Raw genomic sequence first — 19,495 nt, 5'->3', positions numbered from 1 at the left:
CGTTCGATCGCTGTCACGTGCATCGCGCTGACCGCCTTCGCCTGTTCCGCAAGCGCGCCCGTATCAAACTCGGTCCAATCGTTCCGTATATGCGGCAACTAAAACCGATATACGCAACATATACGGCTTCCGAACCGCCCGACAACCGATATCGTCCAAGCGGCAGCGGTCGGCATCGCTCCGTGCGCAGCAACCGAAGCGCGAGCGAGTCGCTCACGCGACCGCCGGAAGCCGGTCCATGAACTTGTCGAGCCTGATCGGATAATCGCGCACGCGGACCCCGGTGGCGTTGTAGATCGCATTGGCGACCGCCGCGGCAACACCGACGAGCCCCAGCTCGCCGACGCCCTTCGCCTTCGTCGGCGTGATCGTCGGATCGACCTCGTCGATGAAGATCACTTCCTGATGCGGGATGTCGGCATGTACCGCGACCTCATATCCGGCGAGATCGTGATTGACGAAATAGCCGAAGCGCGTGTCGATCGCGAGTTCTTCGGACAGCGCCGCGCCGACGCCCATCGTCATCGCCCCGATCACCTGGCTGCGCGCAGTCTTCGGGTTGAGGATGCGGCCCGCAGCGCAGACCGCCAGCATCCGACGTACCCGGATTTCGCCCGTGGATGCGTGCACCGCGACCTCGACGAAATGCGCGCCGAATGCCTGCTGTGCATATTTCTTCGGCATCTCCGGACCGAATTCGAGGACATCTTCCACGACGATCTCACCCGCGGCAGCGGCCTTCCCCAGTGGAATGCGCCGGCCTCCGGAGACGATATGGCCATCCACGAAATCCACGTCGCCTTCGGGAAGCGAAAGCTGCTGGGCGATCGTCTGCCGCAGCTTCGTGCAGGCGGCGAAGACGGCCCCCGAGGCGCTCGCCGCGCCGCGCTGCCCGATCGAGCCGACCGACACCGGATAGTCCGACTCGCCCAGCTTCACCACCACGTCGTCCAGCCCGATGCCCATCATCTCCGCGGCCGTCTGCGCCAGGATCGTGTAGGCGCCCGTGCCGATGTCGGTCATGTCGGTCTCGATTGTCACAATGCCCTTCGCGTCGAGCCGGGCGCGCGCCGCCGATGTCCGCGTCCGCGCGCCGCGGATTGCCGAGGCGACGCCCATGCCGATCAGCCACTGGCCCTCGCGCCTGGCGCCCGGCTTGGCCGCGCGCTTGCTCCAGCCGAAGCGCTCGGAACCGACATGCAGGCATTCGGCCAGCTGGCGGGTGGAGAAGGGATGGTTCGGATCGCTGGGATCGACCTGCGTATCGTTCACGAGCCGCACCTGGATCGGATCCATTCCCAGCAGCTCGGCCAGTTCGTCCATCGCGATCTCGATCGCCATCATGCCCGGTGCCTCGCCGGGCGCGCGCATCGAGCTGCCTTCGGGCAGGTCGAGCACGGCCACGCGCGTGGTCGCCAGCCGGTTCGCGCCGGCATATAGGGAGGGGGTTGGCACGGTCGATTGCTCGACGAAGGCATCCGGCAGGTTGCCCGTCCAATTTTCGTGCCCGATCGCCAGGATCTTGCCGTCGCGCGCGGCGCCGATGCGGACACGCTGGATCGTGGCCGGCCGGTGCACCGTATTGTTGACCAGCAAGGTCCGGGTCAGCGCCAGCTTGACGGGGCAACCCGCGACCCGCGCGGCGAGCGCCGCGAGGGCGGCATCGGACATCGACGATATCTTTCCGCCGAAGCCGCCGCCGATATAGGGCGAACTCATGTGGACCTTGTCCCGCGGCATCTTCAGTATCTTCGGCAGATCGCGCATGGCCCAATCGAGTGCCTGAACCGAGGTCCACAGGTTGAGCCGATCGCCATCCCACGCCGCGATCGTCGCGTGGGGCTCCATCGCCATGTGGCTCTGGTCGGGCGTGGTATAGACCGCGTCGAGCTTGACCGGCGCGGTGGCGAAAGCAGTCGCGAAATCGCCGATTGCGGCATCCGGCACACTGGCCCTTTTTGTGGCACCGGCCTTTGCGGACGACAGATCATACACGCCGTCCGCGCGATCGTAATCGACCCGCACCAACGCCGCCGCTGCACGGGCCTGCTCCAGCGATTCGGCAACGACGACCGCGACGGCCTGATGATAATGTTCGACCAAAGGCCCGGCGAGAGGCGAGGCGAAGATGAAATCTCCCCGACCGATCCCGCCCGCATTCTCCGCCGTCAGAATCGCGATAACGCCCGCGGCCCGGCGAGCTTCGGCGAGATCGATAGATATGATCCGGCCCTTCGCGATCGCTGCGCCGACCACTTCCCCATAAGCTTGGTTCGCTATGACGCTATGCCTCTCATAGGCATAAGGTGCCGCGCCGGTGACCTTCAGCGGTCCCTCCACGCGGTCGTGAGGCTTGCCCACCACCTTCATTCGATCGATGGGATTCTTGCCGGCAGGCGTCTGAAATTTCATGCTGGGTCCTGGAAGGCGAGATCTGCGTCGTGGAGGGCGGGACGTCTCCGTTCAGCCATGAGCTCCTTCGAGAGCGCGTCGCCGTCTCGACTGGAGACGTTGACGCTCACTGCCGGGCGGGTGCTGCTGCAGCGGATCGCAGCCGAACGAATAGGCGACAGCGCCGATGGCCGGGAGGGGCGCCGCCGGTACGTTTCGCGCACCTTTCGCATCGCCTTCCTCCTTCCCATCGGTCGCGATGTCCATCGCTTTCAAAAGCATGGCAATATCGATATGCGACCATTAGTTCAAGAATACGAACGCCACGACGAGATTTTTCCGTAAGAATGGCACGCGGTTTGACGATGTCGGGCCGACGGTCGGGCGGCGGGGCATTTCCTGTAGATGACCGTGCCGTCAAAAAGACGGCCCGCATGGGAAGAAGCAGGTCCGAATGCGATGAGCGGGGAGGTGGCGGTGACGGATATAGCAGGGGATATCGGTCGAACTCCCCAGCACCACCGCACCGTGGATCGGATCACGCAGATACTGGAGGAGGTCGTCTACAACCCCGGCCTCACTTTTGCGGATCTGGCACGGACGATCGGCGCGCCGAAAAGCTCGGTTTACGGCTTCATGAAGGGGCTGCTCGCTACCGGTTGGCTGCTCGAACAGGATCATCACATCTTCCTCGGTCCAGCGATGCATGGCCTGACGTTGGCGAGTGGGCAGGTTCGCGCGGGCCTTATAAGCCTGAGCCGGCTGACTGCGCTGCACGAGGAAACCGGTCTCGCCGTCTTCCTCGGCGTCGGGGCCGGCGATCACCTGATCTACATCGCCGAGGCCGGTAGGGACGCGATCAGCGATATCGAGGCGCGTCGCGAAATACGGCGGACCTTGTTAGCAACGGCGACGGGCAAGGCGCTGCTCGCGGCGCGCCCCCAGAGCGAACTTCAGGATTTCCTGCGTCGCCGGACCCGGATCGAAGCGCCGTTGGTGGAGGCCTTCCTCAGCGAATATGAGGATATCAAGAGAAGCGGCGTGGCGAAAAATGTGCGGCTGTCCGGGACGCGCTGCGCGCTCGCCACGGTCGTACCGGGGACTTCGCGCAAGGGATTGGCGGCGGTTGCGCTCGTCGGAGCGACGCCCAGCTTGAAGCCGCGGCTCGAGGCGATGAGCGCGTTGCTGCTCCGGCGCGTCGGCGAGTGGGCACAAAATCCGGACGCGGCGCGGGAAGCCGTCTGAGGCGCCCTCTGGCGCTCCTCAGTCTTTCAGTCGTCCGCCCTGCCATCTGCGGGGCGCGTCGCATTGACGAGCGCCGATTGACCGCCACGCAAATCCCGGTAAGTTCGTAATAGCCAACAATTGAACGCATTTACGTGCATTTGTCGAATAGGCTGCTTGGATGCTGGCCTGCAACGCGTGACGGTAGATCATCGCTAGCCGCGTAAAGGGGAGGGTAATGGCGTCAAACATCCGGTGGTCCGCCGGCTCGAGTCTCGGCGCGGCACTAACGCTGATCTGCGGGGGATTGCCGGCCGCCGCGTCCGGCGAGTTGGTCGTGCGCGTCTCGCAAGGCGCGCTGCGCGGAACTAGCGCTGACGGAGTCGAGGCCTTTCAAGGCATTCCCTTCGCGCAGCCCCCGGTCGGGGACTATCGCTGGCGCCCGCCCGGGCCGGCGGCGGGCTGGTCCGGCGTGCGCGATGCCACCGCGCCCGGGGCGGCCTGCGTCCAGGGCTCGGGCAACCGATCGCCGAAGATCCAGTCCGAAGACTGCCTGTTCGTAAACGTCTGGCGGCCGGCCGGTGCCGAGGCGGGGGGCAAGCTGCCGGTCATGTTGTGGATCCACGGCGGCGGCTTCGTCGCCGGCGTCTCGACCTCCCCGATGTTCAACGGAACGCACCTCGCGCAGAAGGGCGTGATCCTCGTCTCGTTCAATTACCGCCTCGGCCGCCTCGGGTTTTTCGCGCATCCGGCACTGAGTGCCGAAGCGGGGACCGGGCTAACGGCCAATTATGGAACGATGGACCAGATCGCCGCGCTTAAATGGGTCAGGGCCAACATCGCCGCGTTTGGCGGCGATCCCGACAACATCACCCTCTTCGGCGAAAGCTCCGGCGGCCAATCGGTCAACACGTTGATGGTGTCGCCTCTTTCCAGAGGGTTGTTCGCCAAGGCGATCTCCGAATCCGGTCTAGGCCGCAACCTTACGCGCAATGCCGTCTATCCGGTCCGCGGTGATGCGGCCGTCACGGGGGAGAAAGCCGGGCTCGCGCTTGCCGCCAAGCTGGGCGTCCCGGGAACGGACGCAGCGGCGCTCAAGGCCTTACGCGCGCTACCCGCCGATCAGTTCGTCGCGCCCCTGACGAGCGAGCCCGGCGCGATCCTTGACGGGATCCTACTGCCGGAGCCGATCGCGAAAGCGTTTGCCGCGGGTCACGAAGCCAAGGTGCCCTACATCGTCGGCGCGAACAGCTGCGAGCGATGCGGCGTGCAGGCGATCCTCGATGATCCGGACGCGACGATCGCCCGCGCAGGGCCGCTGCGGGCGCGGCTCATCGCGATCTACGGCACGGATCCGAAGGTCGCAGCAATCGACTTTGCAAGCGACGCCGATCACGTGGAGCCGTCGCGCGAACTGGCCCGGTTGCACGCGCGCAACGGGTTGCCGAGCTGGCACTATAATTTCGGCTATCTCCCATCAGCGATGACGGGCAGGTTCGTGGGCGTTCCGCACGGCGCAGAGGTGCCGTTTGTGTTCGGGACGTTTGCGGATGGGCAGGATCCGCCCCGTGAGGCCAATGTCGACGACAGGCGCGTTTCCGAAGAATTGATGACGTTCTGGACCAACTTCGCGAAGACGTCGGCCCCCGGCACCGCGGGAAATGTTCGGTGGCCGCGTTACGAAGCCCAGACGAACATGACGCTTACCTTCTCCACATCGGGACCGAAGGCCGTAAGCGATTTTCGGAAGGACCGGCTCGATTTTGCGGAAAGCGTCGCGATGGCATCGAAATGAGCCATCATTCGCCGATCGCTCGCCGTACGCACTGTTCGAGCATTCCGCGGTGAAATTGCCGGCAGCCGATCTGCGGCCGACCGATATTCCCGGTTCGCGTCGGGCCGGCCATTCACCCCGCCTGAAACGTAATCGTCGAATGGCAAGATCTCGGCGCGCCACGGAGGCATGACATGCGTAGCTTGTTGATCTGGCTTGCGGTCCTGGTCGGCTTGGCCGGCGGCGCCGCGGTCGCCGATCCGCCAGCCGGCCTCGCCGTGCAGAACAAACGCGGTCAGGACGTCTATCAGCGGGCGTGTGCGGCATGTCACGATCAGCCGGAAAGCCGTGCACCCAGCAAAGCCTTCCTCACCCAGACCCGCTCCCCGGAATATATCCTCCGCGCGCTGACGGTGGGCGCGATGCGGGAGATTACGGCAGACGTGAGCCTCGAGGACAAGAAGGCCGTCGCCACCTATCTGATCGGCCGCGCGCCCAGCACGGCAACCGATCTCGACTCCATGGCAAACAGGTGCAAGGCGGCGCCCGCTCCGCTGACATTGGCGGGAAGCGGCTGGAACGGTTGGGGTGCCGCCGGCGTGACCAACGCGCGCTATCAGGCGGATCCCGGTTTCACCGCGGCGCAGATCCCGCGGCTTAAGCTGAAATGGGCGTTCGCCTATCCGGTCGGCGTCTCGAATGAGCCGACGGTTGTCGGGGGCCGCGTGTTCGTCTCGAATATGGCCGGTATAACCTTCTCGCTCGATGCGCGCACCGGTTGCACGATCTGGGCCAGGGATCTCGCTGCACCAATGCGCACGATGATCGTGCTCGCCAAACTTCCGTCGGGGAAGATCGCCGCCTTCACCACCGGCTGGTATGGCGACATGCACGCGCTGGATGCCGAGACGGGCCAGGTGCTGTGGCATGTCCGTCCCGAAGACCACCGGGCGGTGCGTCTGACCGGATCGCCAACTTATTATAAGGGGACGCTCTACATGGGCTTCTCTTCCGGAGAGGAAGTCCTCGCTGCGGACCCGAAATATGTCTGCTGCACGTTCCAGGGCAGTGTGGCGGCGGTCGATGCCGCCACCGGGCGGACGATCTGGAAAACCGGCGCAATCGATCAGCCCGTCGCGCCGATCGCCGGCACGCGGCGGCAGGGGCCGTCCGGTGCGGCGGTCTGGCATGCCCCGACGATCGATGAGAAGCGTCAGCTTCTCTATGTCACCACGGGCGACGATTATAGCGATCCCGGCTCGGACGCGTCCGACGCCGTTGTCGCGTTCGATCTCGCGACGGGCAAGAAGCGCTGGGTCTCGCAGGTCATCAAGAACGACATCTACGTCAGCGGCTGCGATGCCGGCACGCGACACGGAAACTGCCCCGCAGGCGAAGTGGGGCCGGATCATGATTTCGGCGCCTCGCCGCTGCTGGTGCGCGCCGCGAACGGCAAGGATATCGTCGTAGCGCTCAACAAGAATGGCGTTGTCTATGGGATGGATCCGGATCGCCGTGGCGCGATCGTCTGGCAGGCTCGCCTGGGGCGCGGCGGGAAGCTGGGTGGTATCGAATGGGGCGGCGCGACCGATGGCAAGGCCATCTATGTCCCGATCGCTGATACGGGCATAGCGTCTCCCGTCAGGCCCGGCGACGATATGGCGGCCAGGCCCGGCATCAATGCGATCGCGGCGGCAGACGGCAAGCTGCTCTGGCATAGCCCGGCGCCGAAGCCGGCGTGCAGCTGGATCGGCGCCTGCGCCAATGCCTACAGCGCGGCTGTGGCGGCGATGCCAGGCGCGGTCTTTGCGGGGTCATGGGATGGCCACATCCGCGCCTATGCGACGAACGATGGCGCGCTCGTGTGGGATTTCGACACGGGCCGAAGCTTCGATGGCGTAAACGGAACGAAATCCAGCGGCGGTACGATCGACCATGGCGCCCAGACAATTGCCGGGGGAATGATATTCGTCAATTCCGGCGGTCGCTACGGGCAGCCGGGCAATGCGCTACTCGCCTTCAGTATCGACGGCAAATAAGGGGGCGAGCCGATGACGTGCAGTGTGATCCGTCTGATTCTCGGTGGGGCGGCGACCATCGTACTGGCGGCCGGGTTCGGTTCGGCAGAGGCAGCCTCGCGTCCAAGCGCGTCTTTGTCCTATACGGACGATACGCGCGGCCTGGCGCCGATCCCGATGTCGGAGCGCGGTCTGCCGCAGGCCGTGGCGGAGCCGTATTTCAAGGTATCCGATAAGGCGATGCCCGTGGAGGGGCCTGCGTTCGATCGGGGCGGCAACCTCTATTTCCACGACATCGCCGGCGGCCATCTGATGTGCCTGACGCCGGAGCGACAACTCAGCACGGTCTTCACCGATGCGACCTTATTCCCGTCCGGCACGGCCATCAATATCGACGGCATGATCTACATAGCGGGCATTGGCCGGCCGCCGAGCGGTCGCGTCCTCCGCGTGAACCCCAAGGACGGCCGCGCGGAGACCATCCTGCCCGCGAGCGGCGGCTATGCGCCGAACGATATGGTGCTGGACGCGGACGGCGGGATCTACTTCACCGATTTTCGCGGGAGCGCGACCGTCGGGAGCGGCGGCGTCTATTATATCTCGCCGGCCGATCATTCCGTGAAGACGGTCATTCCCAATATCGGCATGGGCAACGGTGTCGCGCTCAGTCCGGACGGGAAAGTGCTCTGGGCGACCGAATATGCGACCGAGCGCCTGCTTCGGGCGGAGCTTTCCGGACCTGGAACGATAAGCCGGGTCCATGCCACGTATTACTTTACGGGGCGCGGCCCGGATTCGATGCGGACGGACGTCGACGGCAATGTCTATGTGACCATGACGCAGCAGGGGCGGGTCCTCGTGTTCAATCAGAATGGCGTTCCGATCGGCCAGATCCTGATTCCGGGCCGCGAGGCAGGGCATTTCCTGCGCGTGTCCAGCCTCGCCTTCGTGCCGGGGACGCGCGAGTTGCGGATCCTCGCCTGGGACGAGCGCGGCGACGGCGGGACGATGATCTTCCGTGCGCAGGGTCTGGCGCCGGGGGTGACGCTATATTCCCACCGATAGGATCTGATCCTGGGCCGTCGATCCGAGCGAACACGTTCGTACCACGACAAACAGGCTTCGGCAGCGGCCGCGCACTATGGCGTATTATCGGTCGGGATCAGGGAAGGTATCTATTGCGCAGGCAAAAGCCCGGCCAGTAGCGACATCTCGGGCTTGACACTGTCAGCGTTGTCAGACCAGTTTGATACTGACGGATCGCAAACCGATGCGAGAGCATTGACGGAGACAGAGCTTGGTAATTGGCCGCTCGAGGCACGCGTCCTCTGCTTTTGCGACGGTCACCACCCTCTTCTTCTCGTGGGGATTCATCACGGCGCTTGTGGATCCCTTGGTCGCCGCGGTGAAGGGCATCTTCACGCTGAGCGACCTGCAAGCACAGGCGAGCGCCTTCGCCTTCTTCTTCGCCTATTTCGTAGTGTCGTTCCCAGCCGCGGCGGTGGTTTCACGATTGAAGGCGGTGCACTCGATCCTCGCGGCGCTCGTCATGATGATCCTTGGCTGCCTGATCATGCTCACGGCCGCGAACCTTGCGATATATTGGCTGGTGCTGCTTGGCCTGTTCGCGCTGGCGAGCGGGATTACGGTGCTGCAGGTGGCGGCGAACCCGCTTGCAGCCGCTCTCGGGGATCCGGCCAAGTCCCATTTCCGGCTGGTCGTGAGCCAGACCTTCAATTCGCTGGGGACGTTCCTCGCGCCGTTGCTCGGCGCGCATCTGTTTCTGGCGGGCGTGGAGGTGAAGCGGGATTCGAGCATCACGATGGAGACCCGCGCGCAGGCACTGGCGGGAATCACGACCGCATATGTCTGGATCTGCGCCCTGATCGCCGCGCTTGCCTTGTTTTTCTGGCTCAGCCGGCGGGTTGTCGCGGAGGCCGCGCCTCTGTCGAGATCGACAGTCGGGTTGTTCTCCGCGCTTCGGTCGCGCTGGGCCATTGCCGGCGCGATTGCGATATTCCTCTATGTCGGCGCCGAAGTCTCGATCGGCACGCAGATGGCGCTGTTCCTGAATAGCGACGCCGTGTGGGGCAGATCCGATGCGCCGTTCCACGTGCCGCTCCTGGGTTGGTTGATGGGCAGCGACGGAGTGCCCGGCGTGTCCCTGCAGGAGGCGGGCAAGGCGGTCGCCTTTTACTGGGGCGGAGCGATGGTCGGTCGGGCGTTGGGTTCGCTGCTGTTGACGAAGATACGCGCACATCTGCTGTTGGCCTGCAACACGCTGCTTGCGGCCGGGATGTGTCTCTACGTCGTCACCTTCGGGGGCGTCGGCGGCGGGTTCGTCGCGCTAGCGATCGGGTTCCTCAATTCGATCATGTTCCCGGTGATCTTCTCGCTCACCCTGGAGCGCACGAGCGCGAGCACGGAATCGACATCGGGGCTGCTGTGCACCGCCATCGTCGGCGGTGCGTTGATGCCCCTGCTCGTCGGCCTGCTGTCGGACACGCACGGCTATGGTTTCGCGCTGATCGTCCCCGCGCTTTGCTATGCGATTCTGTGCGCATTCGCGATCTGCGCCGGACAGGCGCGCGTCGTGCGTGTCGCAGGCGGTTCCCGCGCGGTTCACTAACGTCGGGCGGGACCCATTCCGGCTGGCCCTGCGCGCGGCCTAGCCGAGGTCTGCGCCTGCGGACTTTTTGCTGCGGTTCCAAACACCGCCGCCGCGATCATATCGCGGCGATTGCGGCGGCCGTGGGTGGCATCTCTCGAGAGCAGCAGCGCCCCGCAGCCGGGCCGCCCGCCTAGCTCTTCACCTCCTGCGATATTGCAGACGACGCATTCGTTCACGGCGACAAACCAAGTCTCACTGTCAACGTTGACAGACGACCGATCCGGCCATATTCCTAAATCCGGCTAGAAGTTCGCATACACGGACGAAGCCGCGGACAGCTCAACGAGCTCTCGGAGGGGGAATATGAAAGTCATCACTTATCTTGGAACAGCGTCGATCCTGGCATTGAGCGCTGTTCCAGCGGCCGCCCAACAGGCGCCGGTGAGCGATCCCAATTACACAGCCGACATCGTCGTCACCGCGAATCGGACACAATCGCTTCTGTCGAAAACGCCGGTCGCCATTTCGGCGATCACGGGCGAGGGTCTTCGCGCCGCCGGCATCACCAATCCGACAGCTCTGGCCGATCAGGTTCCCAATATCTCGATCGACCGTAACAATGGCGGTCTTCAGATCACCATTCGCGGCGTGACCAGTACCGATCTCAGCGAAAAGGGCGATCCTTCGGCAGCGTTTCTGCTCGACGGCGTCTACATCGCGCGCGCCCAAGCGCAGGAAGTCAGCTTCTTCGATGTCGGGCGTGTCGAGGTGCTCCGCGGCCCGCAGGGTACCCTCTACGGGCGCAACACGACGGCGGGTCTCGTCAACGTGATCACCAATCGACCGGCTTTCGATCTCGGCGGATCGGCCGATATCTCCGTCGGCAATTATGACGCCTATCAGGGCAGTGCCGTCCTCAATATTCCGGCGTCCGACCGCCTGGCCTTCCGCGCCTCGGTCAATTTCGATCAGCGCGACAATTACCTGCGGTTCGGCCCGAACTTCACAAGCGATGCGGATCCGTTCCGCAAGAATCTCTCGGGGCGGATTCAGGGCCTCTTCACTTGGGATACGGGTGAAGTTCTAATTCGCGCGGACTACTCGGACATCAAAGGCAACGTCTACGATCTGTTGCCGCTCTACAATTTCTTCGCGCCAACGGCGACGGGCGTCGATCCGGTCTATCGGAACCGGACGGCCAGGGAATATCTCACCCAGAATTCATCGGTCGCCTGGGATCTCTTCCGCCGCAACCACACCGCCGGGATCGGCGGCGAACTGACGCAGGAAGTCGGCCCGGTGAGCCTGACCTATGTCGGCTCCTATCGCGAACTGAAGCGCAACGAGGGGGACGCACGTATCTCGGCGGACTCGCTGAACTCCTTTCGGAACTCCTTCGACGGAACGTACAAACAATATTCGCACGAACTGCGCGCGGCGACCAATGGCACGGGCCCGCTCAAGTTTCAGGCCGGCGGATATTACTTCAAGGAAGATTCGGACATCATTCTGAAGCTGCTGAGCGGCCGTCCGAATCCGGGTGCCAATGGCGACGGGCCGACGCTGGCGTTCAGCCAGGTGCCGACCAAGGCGGAATCCTACGCCTTCTTCGGCCAGGCGACCTATTCGATCACCAGTACGCTGCGAGCCACCGGCGGCGCCCGTTACTCGCATGACGACAAATCGCGCGTTGGCTATACGGTGAACTGCGCGTCCTTCTTCACCTGCGCGGTTCCACCGGGCGCCGTGCCCAACAACAACGCGGAACGCACGTTTTCGAAGACGACCTGGCGCGCGGGCCTCGATTTCGATGTCAATGCATCGACCTTGGTCTACGGAACCGTGTCGACGGGATACAAGGCCGGCGGCTTCAATGACGGGTGCCAGATCGGCACCGCGACCGGTTGCGTCTTCGACGCAGACACTCTGTACTATAATCCCGAAACGCTGATGGCCTATGAAGCAGGTATCAAGGCCGGCCTTCTCGATAATGCGGTCCGCCTCAACGTCTCGGCCTTCCACTACGATTATAGCAACATCCAGCTCACGCAGATCAGGAACGATTGCGGAGGCGGCCTGACGTGCCAGGTCACGCTGAACGGCGGCAAGGCCAAGATCAGCGGCGTCGAGATCGAAGGCGTGCTGAAGCCGAGCCGAAACGACAAGGTTGATTTCGGGGTCAATTATCTAGACGCGCATTACAGCCAGTTCGCCCTGCCGCCGTTCAATTTCGCGGGCAGATCTCTGGATCGCGCGCCGCGCTGGACGGTGATGGCTGGCTATCAGCACACCATCCCGCTCGGATCGGCGGGTGAAATCGTTGGCGGCATACGGACCCGGCTGAGCGACAATTACGTCCTGCTGAGCATCGGCACGCGCAACTTCTACACGCAGCCCAGCTTCACCAAGACCGACGCTACGCTGACCTACAACGCGCCCGGAAAGCGTTGGTACATCCAGGGCTTCGTCAAGAATATCGAGAACACCATCTCGATCGCGACCATCGCTGTGGGCACGCGCTCCAGCGTTCAGGTAGCCGAGCCCCGGACCTACGGCCTGCGCGCCGGCGTCACGTTCTAACGGTTCCTCCCCCGGCGGTGGCGTAGCCCGCACCGGAACTCGGCCGGCGTTCTCTTGGGGGCGCCGGCCTATTTTCCTTGGCAACATTGCCAGGGAGCAGAACAGGGGTCGAATGTGAGATACGTTATTCTCCGGGCTGTCCTGTCGGCGTCGTTCGCCGGCCCGATCATGGCCCGGGTGCCCGATCCCGATCCCGATGCCAAAGCGGCACGGATGGAAGCGCAGATGACCGATGACGAGCGGTTGTCGGTGGTGTGGGGCTACATGCCGGTTCCGTCGCGCAAGGGCCCGGCGCCGACACCGCCCAATATCAAACCGACCGCGGGCTACTTTCCGCCCATCGAACGGCTGGGATTGCCGCCCATCTTCGAAACCGATGCCGGGCTCGGCATCACCAATCCAAAGGGGCTGCGCCCGGATGGCTTCGCGACCGCTCTGCCATCCGGCCTTGCGCTGGCATCGACGTTCGATGTCGCGCTCGCGCGGCAGTCCGGCGCGATGATCGGCTCTGAAGCCCGCTCGAAAGGCTTCAACATCCTGCTGGCGGGCGGGGTCAACCTGACGCGCGACTGGTATGGTGGCCGCAATTTCGAATATCTCGGTGAAGACCCCCTGCTCGCCGGCGTCCTGGCAGGAGAGTCCATCGCGGGGGTCCAGTCCCAGCGCGTCGTCTCGACCGTCAAACATTTCGCGCTCAATTCGCAGGAGACGCTTCGCCATTCGATCGATGCGAAGATATCGGAGGCCGCGCTGCGCGAATCCGATCTGCTGGCCTTCCAGATCGCGATCGAGCGGGGCCAGCCCGGAGCCCTGATGTGCGCTTACAACAAGATCAACGCCGTCCATAGCTGCTCGAACGACTGGCTGTTGAACGGGGTGCTCCGGCGCGAGTGGGGCTTCAAGGGCTGGGTCATGTCCGACTGGGGGGCAGTGCACGGCCCCGAAGACATGCTGCACGGGCTGGATCAGGAATCCGGCGCGCAGCTCGATACGCAGGTCTGGTTCGATAAGCCGCTGCGCGCGACGTTGGGGCGTACGATCGCGAGGCAGGCTCTGTCGACCTCGGTGAAGCGGATCCTGCGATCGCTGAACGCCGTGGGAGCAGACGAGGCGATCGTGGAGACTCCGATCGATTTTCCCGCGCACGCCGCCATCGCCCGCAAGATCGCGGCCGAAGGCATGGTGCTGCTCAAGAATGACGGAATATTGCCGCTCGCCGCGTCCGCGAAGCGGATCCTCGTCGTCGGTCGGTATGCGGATCGCGGCGTCTGGTCGGGGAGCGGTTCGTCGCAGGTGACGCCGGTGGGCGGCGTGGTGATACGAGCTCCGTACGGGGGCAGTCCGTACCTTCAGGTCGCCGGCTTCCAGGTCGTGATGCCGTCGTCGCCCTGGGAAGAATTGAAAGCGCAGCTGCCCGGGGCACAGATCGACTTCGATACGGGCTACGCGCCCGAAGTCGCTGCCGTGCGGGCCCGCAGTGCAGATCTGGTGCTCGTCTTCGCGAACCAATGGCAGTCCGAGAGCATCGATCATCCGTCGCTGGTGTTGCCCGAAGGCCAGGATCGGCTGATCGACATCCTGGCGGCCGCGAACCCCAACATGGTCGTGGTCCTGGAGACCGGCAATCCCGTGGCGATGCCGTGGCTCGGCAAGGCGCGGGCGGTGCTCGAAGCCTGGTATTCGGGGCAGATGGGGGGCGCAGCGATCGCGGACGTGCTGACCGGCCGGGTCAATCCGTCCGGGCGCCTGCCGATAACCTTTCCGATGGATCCCGGCCAGGCGCCGCGCGCGAGCCCGCCGGGGCTCGGGCTGTTGGACGACGGCACGCAGCAGCTCGCGGTCAGCTACACGGAAGGCGCGGATGTGGGCTATCGCTGGTATGCGAGCCGATCGCAGACCCCGCTCTTCGCCTTCGGGCACGGCCTGAGCTACACGCGCTTTGCCTATGGAGCGCTCAAGCTGCACGCCGGGAAAGACTATTCCGCGACGTTCACGGTCAGCAATGTCGGCGAGCGGAGCGGTGCCGATGTGCCGCAGCTCTATCTCGTCAGTCGCGACGGCAAGCCGGCGCGACGGCTCGTCGCCTTCGACAAGGTCTTCCTCGCGGCGGGCGAGACGCGGACGCTCACCACGAAGATCGATCCGCGGCTGCTGGCCGATTGGTCGAACGCGGCATGGACGCTGCCCGGGGGACAATATGGTTTCGCCCTCGGCACGTCCGCGATGGCGCTTGGGCCCGTCCAATCCGTCCGTGTTGCGACGCGTCGGTTCAAGGGGACGAACGTTTCGGAGAGCCGGCGATGAGCGCACGAGCGGCGGGCCGCGTCGATCCCGTATCGACAGGAGCCGAACGGATGGCACATAGGGCCCAGTCCCGCGCGTGCTCCTGCGCCACCGGGCTGGCAGCCAAAGCCGAATGGCGGTCGCCCTGCGGCCGTTCGCTCGGCCGATAGACTTTTGTGGCCCGGCGAACCGTCGGGCGAGGAGATCACGTGGCGGGCCGTCCGACGATCAAGGAAGTATCGAAGATCGCCGGAGTCTCTTTCAAGACGGTCAGCCGCGTCCTGAACAATGAAAAGCATGTCAGCGACGAGACCAGACGGCGCGTCGAAGAGGCCGCCGCCAGCCTCAATTTCCGGCTGAATCACGCCGCGCGGGCGCTGGCGGGGCGCAAGTCCTTCCAGGTCGGCCTGCTGTTCGACAATCCGAGCCCCTATTACAGCTATCATCTCCAGACCGGCGCCCGGCAACGCTGCGACGAGCTTCGCCATCGCCTGCTCGTCCAGCCGGTCGACAGCGAGTCGGCGACGTTGGTTGCCGATGTTCTGGCGCTGATCGATGAAACTCGCCTTGATGGCGTCATCCTGACACCGCCGGTGACCGAATCCCTGGCATTGGTCGAGGAGCTCGAGCGGCGCGGCCTTCCGTATGTGCGCGTAGCACCCGGCGCGCGTAGGACGCGCGGTCTCGTCGCGGCGATCGACGACGTCGGCGCGGTGCGAGAAATCGTTCGGCATCTCATCGAACTCGGCCATCGCTCGATCGCGCTCATCAAGGGCCCCGAAAATCACTCCTCCTCGGCGGATCGGCTCGCCGGCTATCGCGCCGAGCTCGAAGCCCACGGGATCGCCTTCGATCCTTCGCTGGTGATCGGTGGACGCTACAGCTTTGAATCGGGGGCGGCAGCGGCCCAGATCCTGCTGACCCGGCCGGCGCGTCCGACCGCCATCTTCGCGAGCAATGACGACATGGCGGCCGGAGCGCTCGCCGTGGCGCATCAATTGGAGATATCGGTGCCCGGCCGATTGTCGATCGCGGGATTCGACAATACCGATCTGGCACGCGCGGTCTGGCCACCGCTGACGACGATAGATCAGCCGGTCCACGATCTTGCCTATGCCGCGGTGGGCCTGATGCTCGCCGAAAATCCCAGCGATCGGCGGATGCTGCTGAACTACGAACTCATCGTCCGCGGCAGCACGGGGCCGGTGTATCGTGGCCGACGGACGCCAGGGCTCCGCTGACCCGACGCTGCGGCCGTTCGCCGCCCGCGCCCGCCGCGCTTAATGCCGCCCGCTCGACGGAAGCGCGAAGGCGATGATGTAATCGCCGCGAATTTCGGTCGATCGGTTTCCGCCGGCGCTGATCACGACGAACTGCCGCCCGCTACGGGGTGCCACATAGGTCATCGGGGTGGTTTCGCCGCCGACCGGCAGCCGGCCTTTCCACAATTCCTTGCCGGTCCGCACGTCGAGCGCACGGATGTAGTAATCCTGCGTCCCCGCCATGAAGATCAGGCCGGACGCGGTGGTGATCGGGCCGCCGAGCGTGGGCATGCCGATGGGAATGTTCAGCCCGACGGGGATGCCGAGCGGGCCGGTATCGCGGACCGTGCCGAGCGGGTGCGACCAGACGATCTTGCGCGTGGCAAGATCGATCGCCGTGATCGTGCCGAACGGCGGTGCCTGACACGGGACGCCCAGCGGCGACAGGAAGCGTTGTTGCTGGAGCCCGAACGGTGTTCCGGTCTGCGCCGCGATGATCGGCTGGAGCGATTTCCGCTTCACGCCTGCTTCGTATTCCGCCCGCGGTATCAGCCGGTTGATCATCGGCAGGCGCACGTCGTTGACGATCAGATATCCCAGATTTTCGGCAACCGACGCCGATCCCCAGTTCATCCCGCCGGCCCAGCCGGGATATTGGACGGACGGCGTCGTCGATTGGGGCGTGAACGCGCCTTGATAGATCGCGCTCTTGAACTGGATGCGACAGACGAGCTGATCCAGCAGGGTCGCGCCCCACATCCGCGATTCCGTCAGTGGCTCGGTGCCGATCGCCGGCATTCCGATGGAAAAGGGCTGCGTGGGCGACAGGCGATCGCCGGGTGCGGCCCCCTGCGGCACCGCGCGCTCCACCACCGGCGCGATCGGCTTGCCCGTGCGGCGATCGAGCAGGAAGATCTCCCCGCGCTTGGTGATCTGGATCAGGCCGGGGAGGGTGCCGCCATGGCCATCCGGCACGTCGTACAGCGAAGGCTGCGCCGGGACGTCATAATCCCACACGTCATGATGCACGGTCTGGAAGGTCCAGCGCTCCTTGCCCGTCGCGATATCGAGCGCCACGACCGCCGAGGAGTAGCGGTCGGATTCCTTGCTGCGCTTGCCGCCCCAGAAATCTGGTGTCGCGTTACCGGTCGGCAGATAGATCAGCCCGAGCGCGTCGTCATAGGCCGGCGGGGCCCACATATTGGGCGTGCCGCGCGTGTAGGTCTGGCCCGGGGAAGGCAAACCTGTTGTGGCCGGACTGCCGATATCCCATGCCCAAATCAGCGCGCCCGTGCGCGCGCTGAAGCCGCGGATCACGCCCGATGGCTCGCTCACGTCCTGATTGTCGGTGATCCTTGCGCCGACGACCACCACCCCCCGCGCAACGGTCGCTGCAGAGGTCTGGAAGTAGAATCCCGTCTTGATGTCCCCGATCCCGGTCGTCAGATCGACGATGCCTTCCGTGCCGAACTCGCTACAGAGCTTGCCGGTTTTGGCATCGACCGCGATAAGTCGCGCATCGACGGTCGAGGCGATTATCCGGCTTGCGCAGGGGGATGTCGACGATACCGGAATGGTATCCGGGGCCGCTGCCTTGCTGGCACCTGGCAGCGGCGCGGTCGCATCGAAATAGCCGACGCCGCGGCAGCGCGGGAATGTGTGGCCGATCGCTTTTGGATCATAGCTCCACAACTCTTTCCCGCTTTCAGCGTCGAGTGCGAAAAGGCGGCTGCTGTGGGTGCAACCATAGAGGGTGCCGTTTATGGCGAGCGGCGTTACGACATGCGCCTCGCCCTTGGACGGAATTTCCCCGGTCCGATACGTCCAGGCTACCGTCAGCTTGTCGACATTCGCAGGCGTGATCTGATTGAGCGGCGCGTAGCGCGTGCCGGCAGCGGTGCGCCCCCACGCCTCCCAATCTCCTCCCCGCGCCAAATAGACCCCCTTGCCCGCTACCGGCGCAGACGCGGCCGTGCCCGAGACGTCGCCATGCGTGGCAAAGGTCGCGGCAAGTGTCGCAACGAGAGCGAGCGCGGTGCCACCGGCTACGACGCGTGACGTGCGATGGACGGCGGTAGATCCCCGAGGCCAACCCGCCGGTAATAAAAGCGATATCGGGACCGCGAGCACGGCAGGCGCAAAAAGCCGCGAAAAAAGCGGCCAGAAGTCCAGCCCGACGTCAAACAGCGACCATAGTATCGTGACTGCGAACACGAAGAAAAATATCAAGACGCCGAGCGGTTGTCTGAGCCCGATCAGGATGGCCGAGACAACGAGGCCAAATCCCGCGGCCGCGAAGAAAAGTGATCCGCCGAGCCAAGCTAGATAGATCCCGCCCGACAGTAGGAAAACGCCAGTCAGGAACAGTATGAAAGCGAGGATATATGACGGCGCCCTCGGTAAGATCGCGCCGCGGTCAGCGTTCACATGATCCCCGTTGATCAAGCCGGCGGAACGAGAAGCCCCCATTGCAACCATCGCCCTTCGTCCATCTTATCGGATATACGAACATTGCCCCGTATATCCGATACCTCCGCGCTGGCGGCTGTCAATGGCTTTGTGGGTAGATGTGATGCTCTGACAATTGGTGGCTACGCCGGGCGCGTCCCGTCGCGCAGGGCCCGGCGATGGCCCGCGACCATGGCGAACGGGTGACCATAGTCTGTGAGCAACCAGATTGCCTGCCATTTCCGCGCACGCTGGCGAAAAGCGGGTCTTCGCCCTCTGCGTCGACCGCAGGGACGGACGAGCTACCACGCTGCAGGGCCTGCCAGGATGCACCAGTTCGCCGAGCGGCGGGCATCACGGGTAAGCGGGTCGAAGCGCAACCGCTCCTTGCCCGGCCCATCGGCATGACCGGCATCTCGCTCGTGGCGATTTCGCGCGCACGATGCGGAGCGCCAAGCCGGTGCCGTGTAAGCGGGAATCACGATCGGCAGAGGTGCAGCAGAAGCGGCTGCACTGCGAGGACCCCGTCGCGGATTATTGGGCGCACCTCTCGTGGCTCATCAATGCGGCGGACGACGTCCAGAAAAAAACTCGCAGAGGACGATGCTGGACGGCGTCGCGGAGCGGTATGCCGTTCGCTTGATGGACGGCGAGTCGGGCGCTGACGCCTGGATGGTGACCCCTACGGGGCTGCGTGAAACAAACAACTTCAAAGGTTTAACTTGGCTAACGCTGCCGGCCGACCCCTTCCGCTCGCGAAGGTTCTGCAAAGCGTTGGCTAACCTTTTGGGCCTGTGGTCGTTGCGGCCCCGCGCCCCTATTTCTCCTGCATGCCAATATGAACGGCAAGCTCCCACGCTCCCGCCTATGGGAGGATATCCCGGGAGGGAAATATCCAACGATA

General features: G+C 64.5%; 11 protein-coding genes. 9 read left to right on the top strand and 2 right to left on the bottom strand.

Translation table 11 applies throughout. From position 1 onward, the window contains the following. Positions 1 to 213 precede the first annotated feature (213 nt). Positions 214 to 2,412 carry an aldehyde oxidoreductase molybdenum-binding subunit PaoC gene (gene paoC, locus Q4F19_RS06625; RefSeq protein ID WP_303540893.1) on the bottom strand — a complete coding sequence of 733 codons (2,199 nt, stop codon included), beginning with the start codon at positions 2,410 to 2,412 and terminating at the stop codon, positions 214 to 216. Positions 2,413 to 2,469: 57 nt separating this feature from the next. Here paoC and Q4F19_RS06620 point away from each other — a divergent pair, with 57 nt between their 5' ends. The 9 genes from Q4F19_RS06620 to Q4F19_RS06580 all read left to right on the top strand — a co-directional run bounded on the left by Q4F19_RS06620 (position 2,470) and on the right by Q4F19_RS06580 (position 16,122). Continuing rightward, positions 2,470 to 2,736, top strand: coding sequence for a hypothetical protein (locus Q4F19_RS06620; protein WP_303540891.1), 267 nt, complete (start codon positions 2,470 to 2,472; stop codon positions 2,734 to 2,736). A gap of 132 nt (positions 2,737 to 2,868) precedes the next feature. Continuing rightward, a complete protein-coding gene (locus Q4F19_RS06615; protein ID WP_303540889.1) occupies positions 2,869 to 3,636 on the top strand; it encodes an IclR family transcriptional regulator domain-containing protein in 768 nt (255 codons plus the stop codon). Between the two features lie 217 nt (positions 3,637 to 3,853). After that, positions 3,854 to 5,410, top strand: a complete 1,557-nt coding sequence (locus Q4F19_RS06610) for a carboxylesterase/lipase family protein (RefSeq protein WP_303540886.1) — start codon at positions 3,854 to 3,856, stop codon at positions 5,408 to 5,410. A 173-nt stretch (positions 5,411 to 5,583) separates the two neighbouring features. Next, positions 5,584 to 7,428 carry an outer membrane protein assembly factor BamB family protein gene (locus tag Q4F19_RS06605; RefSeq protein WP_303540884.1) on the top strand — a complete coding sequence of 615 codons (1,845 nt, stop codon included), beginning with the start codon at positions 5,584 to 5,586 and terminating at the stop codon, positions 7,426 to 7,428. A 24-nt stretch (positions 7,429 to 7,452) separates the two neighbouring features. Beyond that, positions 7,453 to 8,472 carry an SMP-30/gluconolactonase/LRE family protein gene (locus tag Q4F19_RS06600; RefSeq protein WP_303540882.1) on the top strand — a complete coding sequence of 340 codons (1,020 nt, stop codon included), beginning with the start codon at positions 7,453 to 7,455 and terminating at the stop codon, positions 8,470 to 8,472. Positions 8,473 to 8,704: 232 nt separating this feature from the next. Next, positions 8,705 to 10,036: an MFS transporter gene (locus tag Q4F19_RS06595; protein WP_303540880.1), complete on the top strand. Its 1,332-nt coding sequence runs from the start codon at positions 8,705 to 8,707 to the stop codon at positions 10,034 to 10,036. Between the two features lie 345 nt (positions 10,037 to 10,381). Continuing rightward, positions 10,382 to 12,598, top strand: a complete 2,217-nt coding sequence (locus Q4F19_RS06590; RefSeq protein WP_303540879.1) for a TonB-dependent receptor — start codon at positions 10,382 to 10,384, stop codon at positions 12,596 to 12,598. Positions 12,599 to 12,712: 114 nt separating this feature from the next. Next, complete coding sequence (locus Q4F19_RS06585) at positions 12,713 to 14,902, top strand: glycoside hydrolase family 3 C-terminal domain-containing protein (RefSeq protein WP_303540877.1); 2,190 nt, start codon at positions 12,713 to 12,715, stop codon at positions 14,900 to 14,902. Between the two features lie 188 nt (positions 14,903 to 15,090). After that, positions 15,091 to 16,122: a LacI family DNA-binding transcriptional regulator gene (locus Q4F19_RS06580; protein WP_303540876.1), complete on the top strand. Its 1,032-nt coding sequence runs from the start codon at positions 15,091 to 15,093 to the stop codon at positions 16,120 to 16,122. Between the two features lie 39 nt (positions 16,123 to 16,161). Here Q4F19_RS06580 and Q4F19_RS06575 read toward each other — a convergent pair whose 3' ends face one another. After that, the gene (locus tag Q4F19_RS06575) at positions 16,162 to 18,612 is read right to left on the bottom strand and encodes a membrane-bound PQQ-dependent dehydrogenase, glucose/quinate/shikimate family (protein ID WP_431312371.1); all 2,451 of its coding nucleotides are present in this window, start codon (positions 18,610 to 18,612) and stop codon (positions 16,162 to 16,164) included. Between the last annotated feature and the right edge of the window lie 883 nt (positions 18,613 to 19,495).

This window comes from Sphingomonas natans, from assembly GCF_030546695.1.
GTDB lineage: Bacteria > Pseudomonadota > Alphaproteobacteria > Sphingomonadales > Sphingomonadaceae > Sphingomonas_I > Sphingomonas_I natans.
Note: the sequence above shows the minus strand (reverse complement) of the source record. Positions and strands in the feature narration are given on the sequence as shown.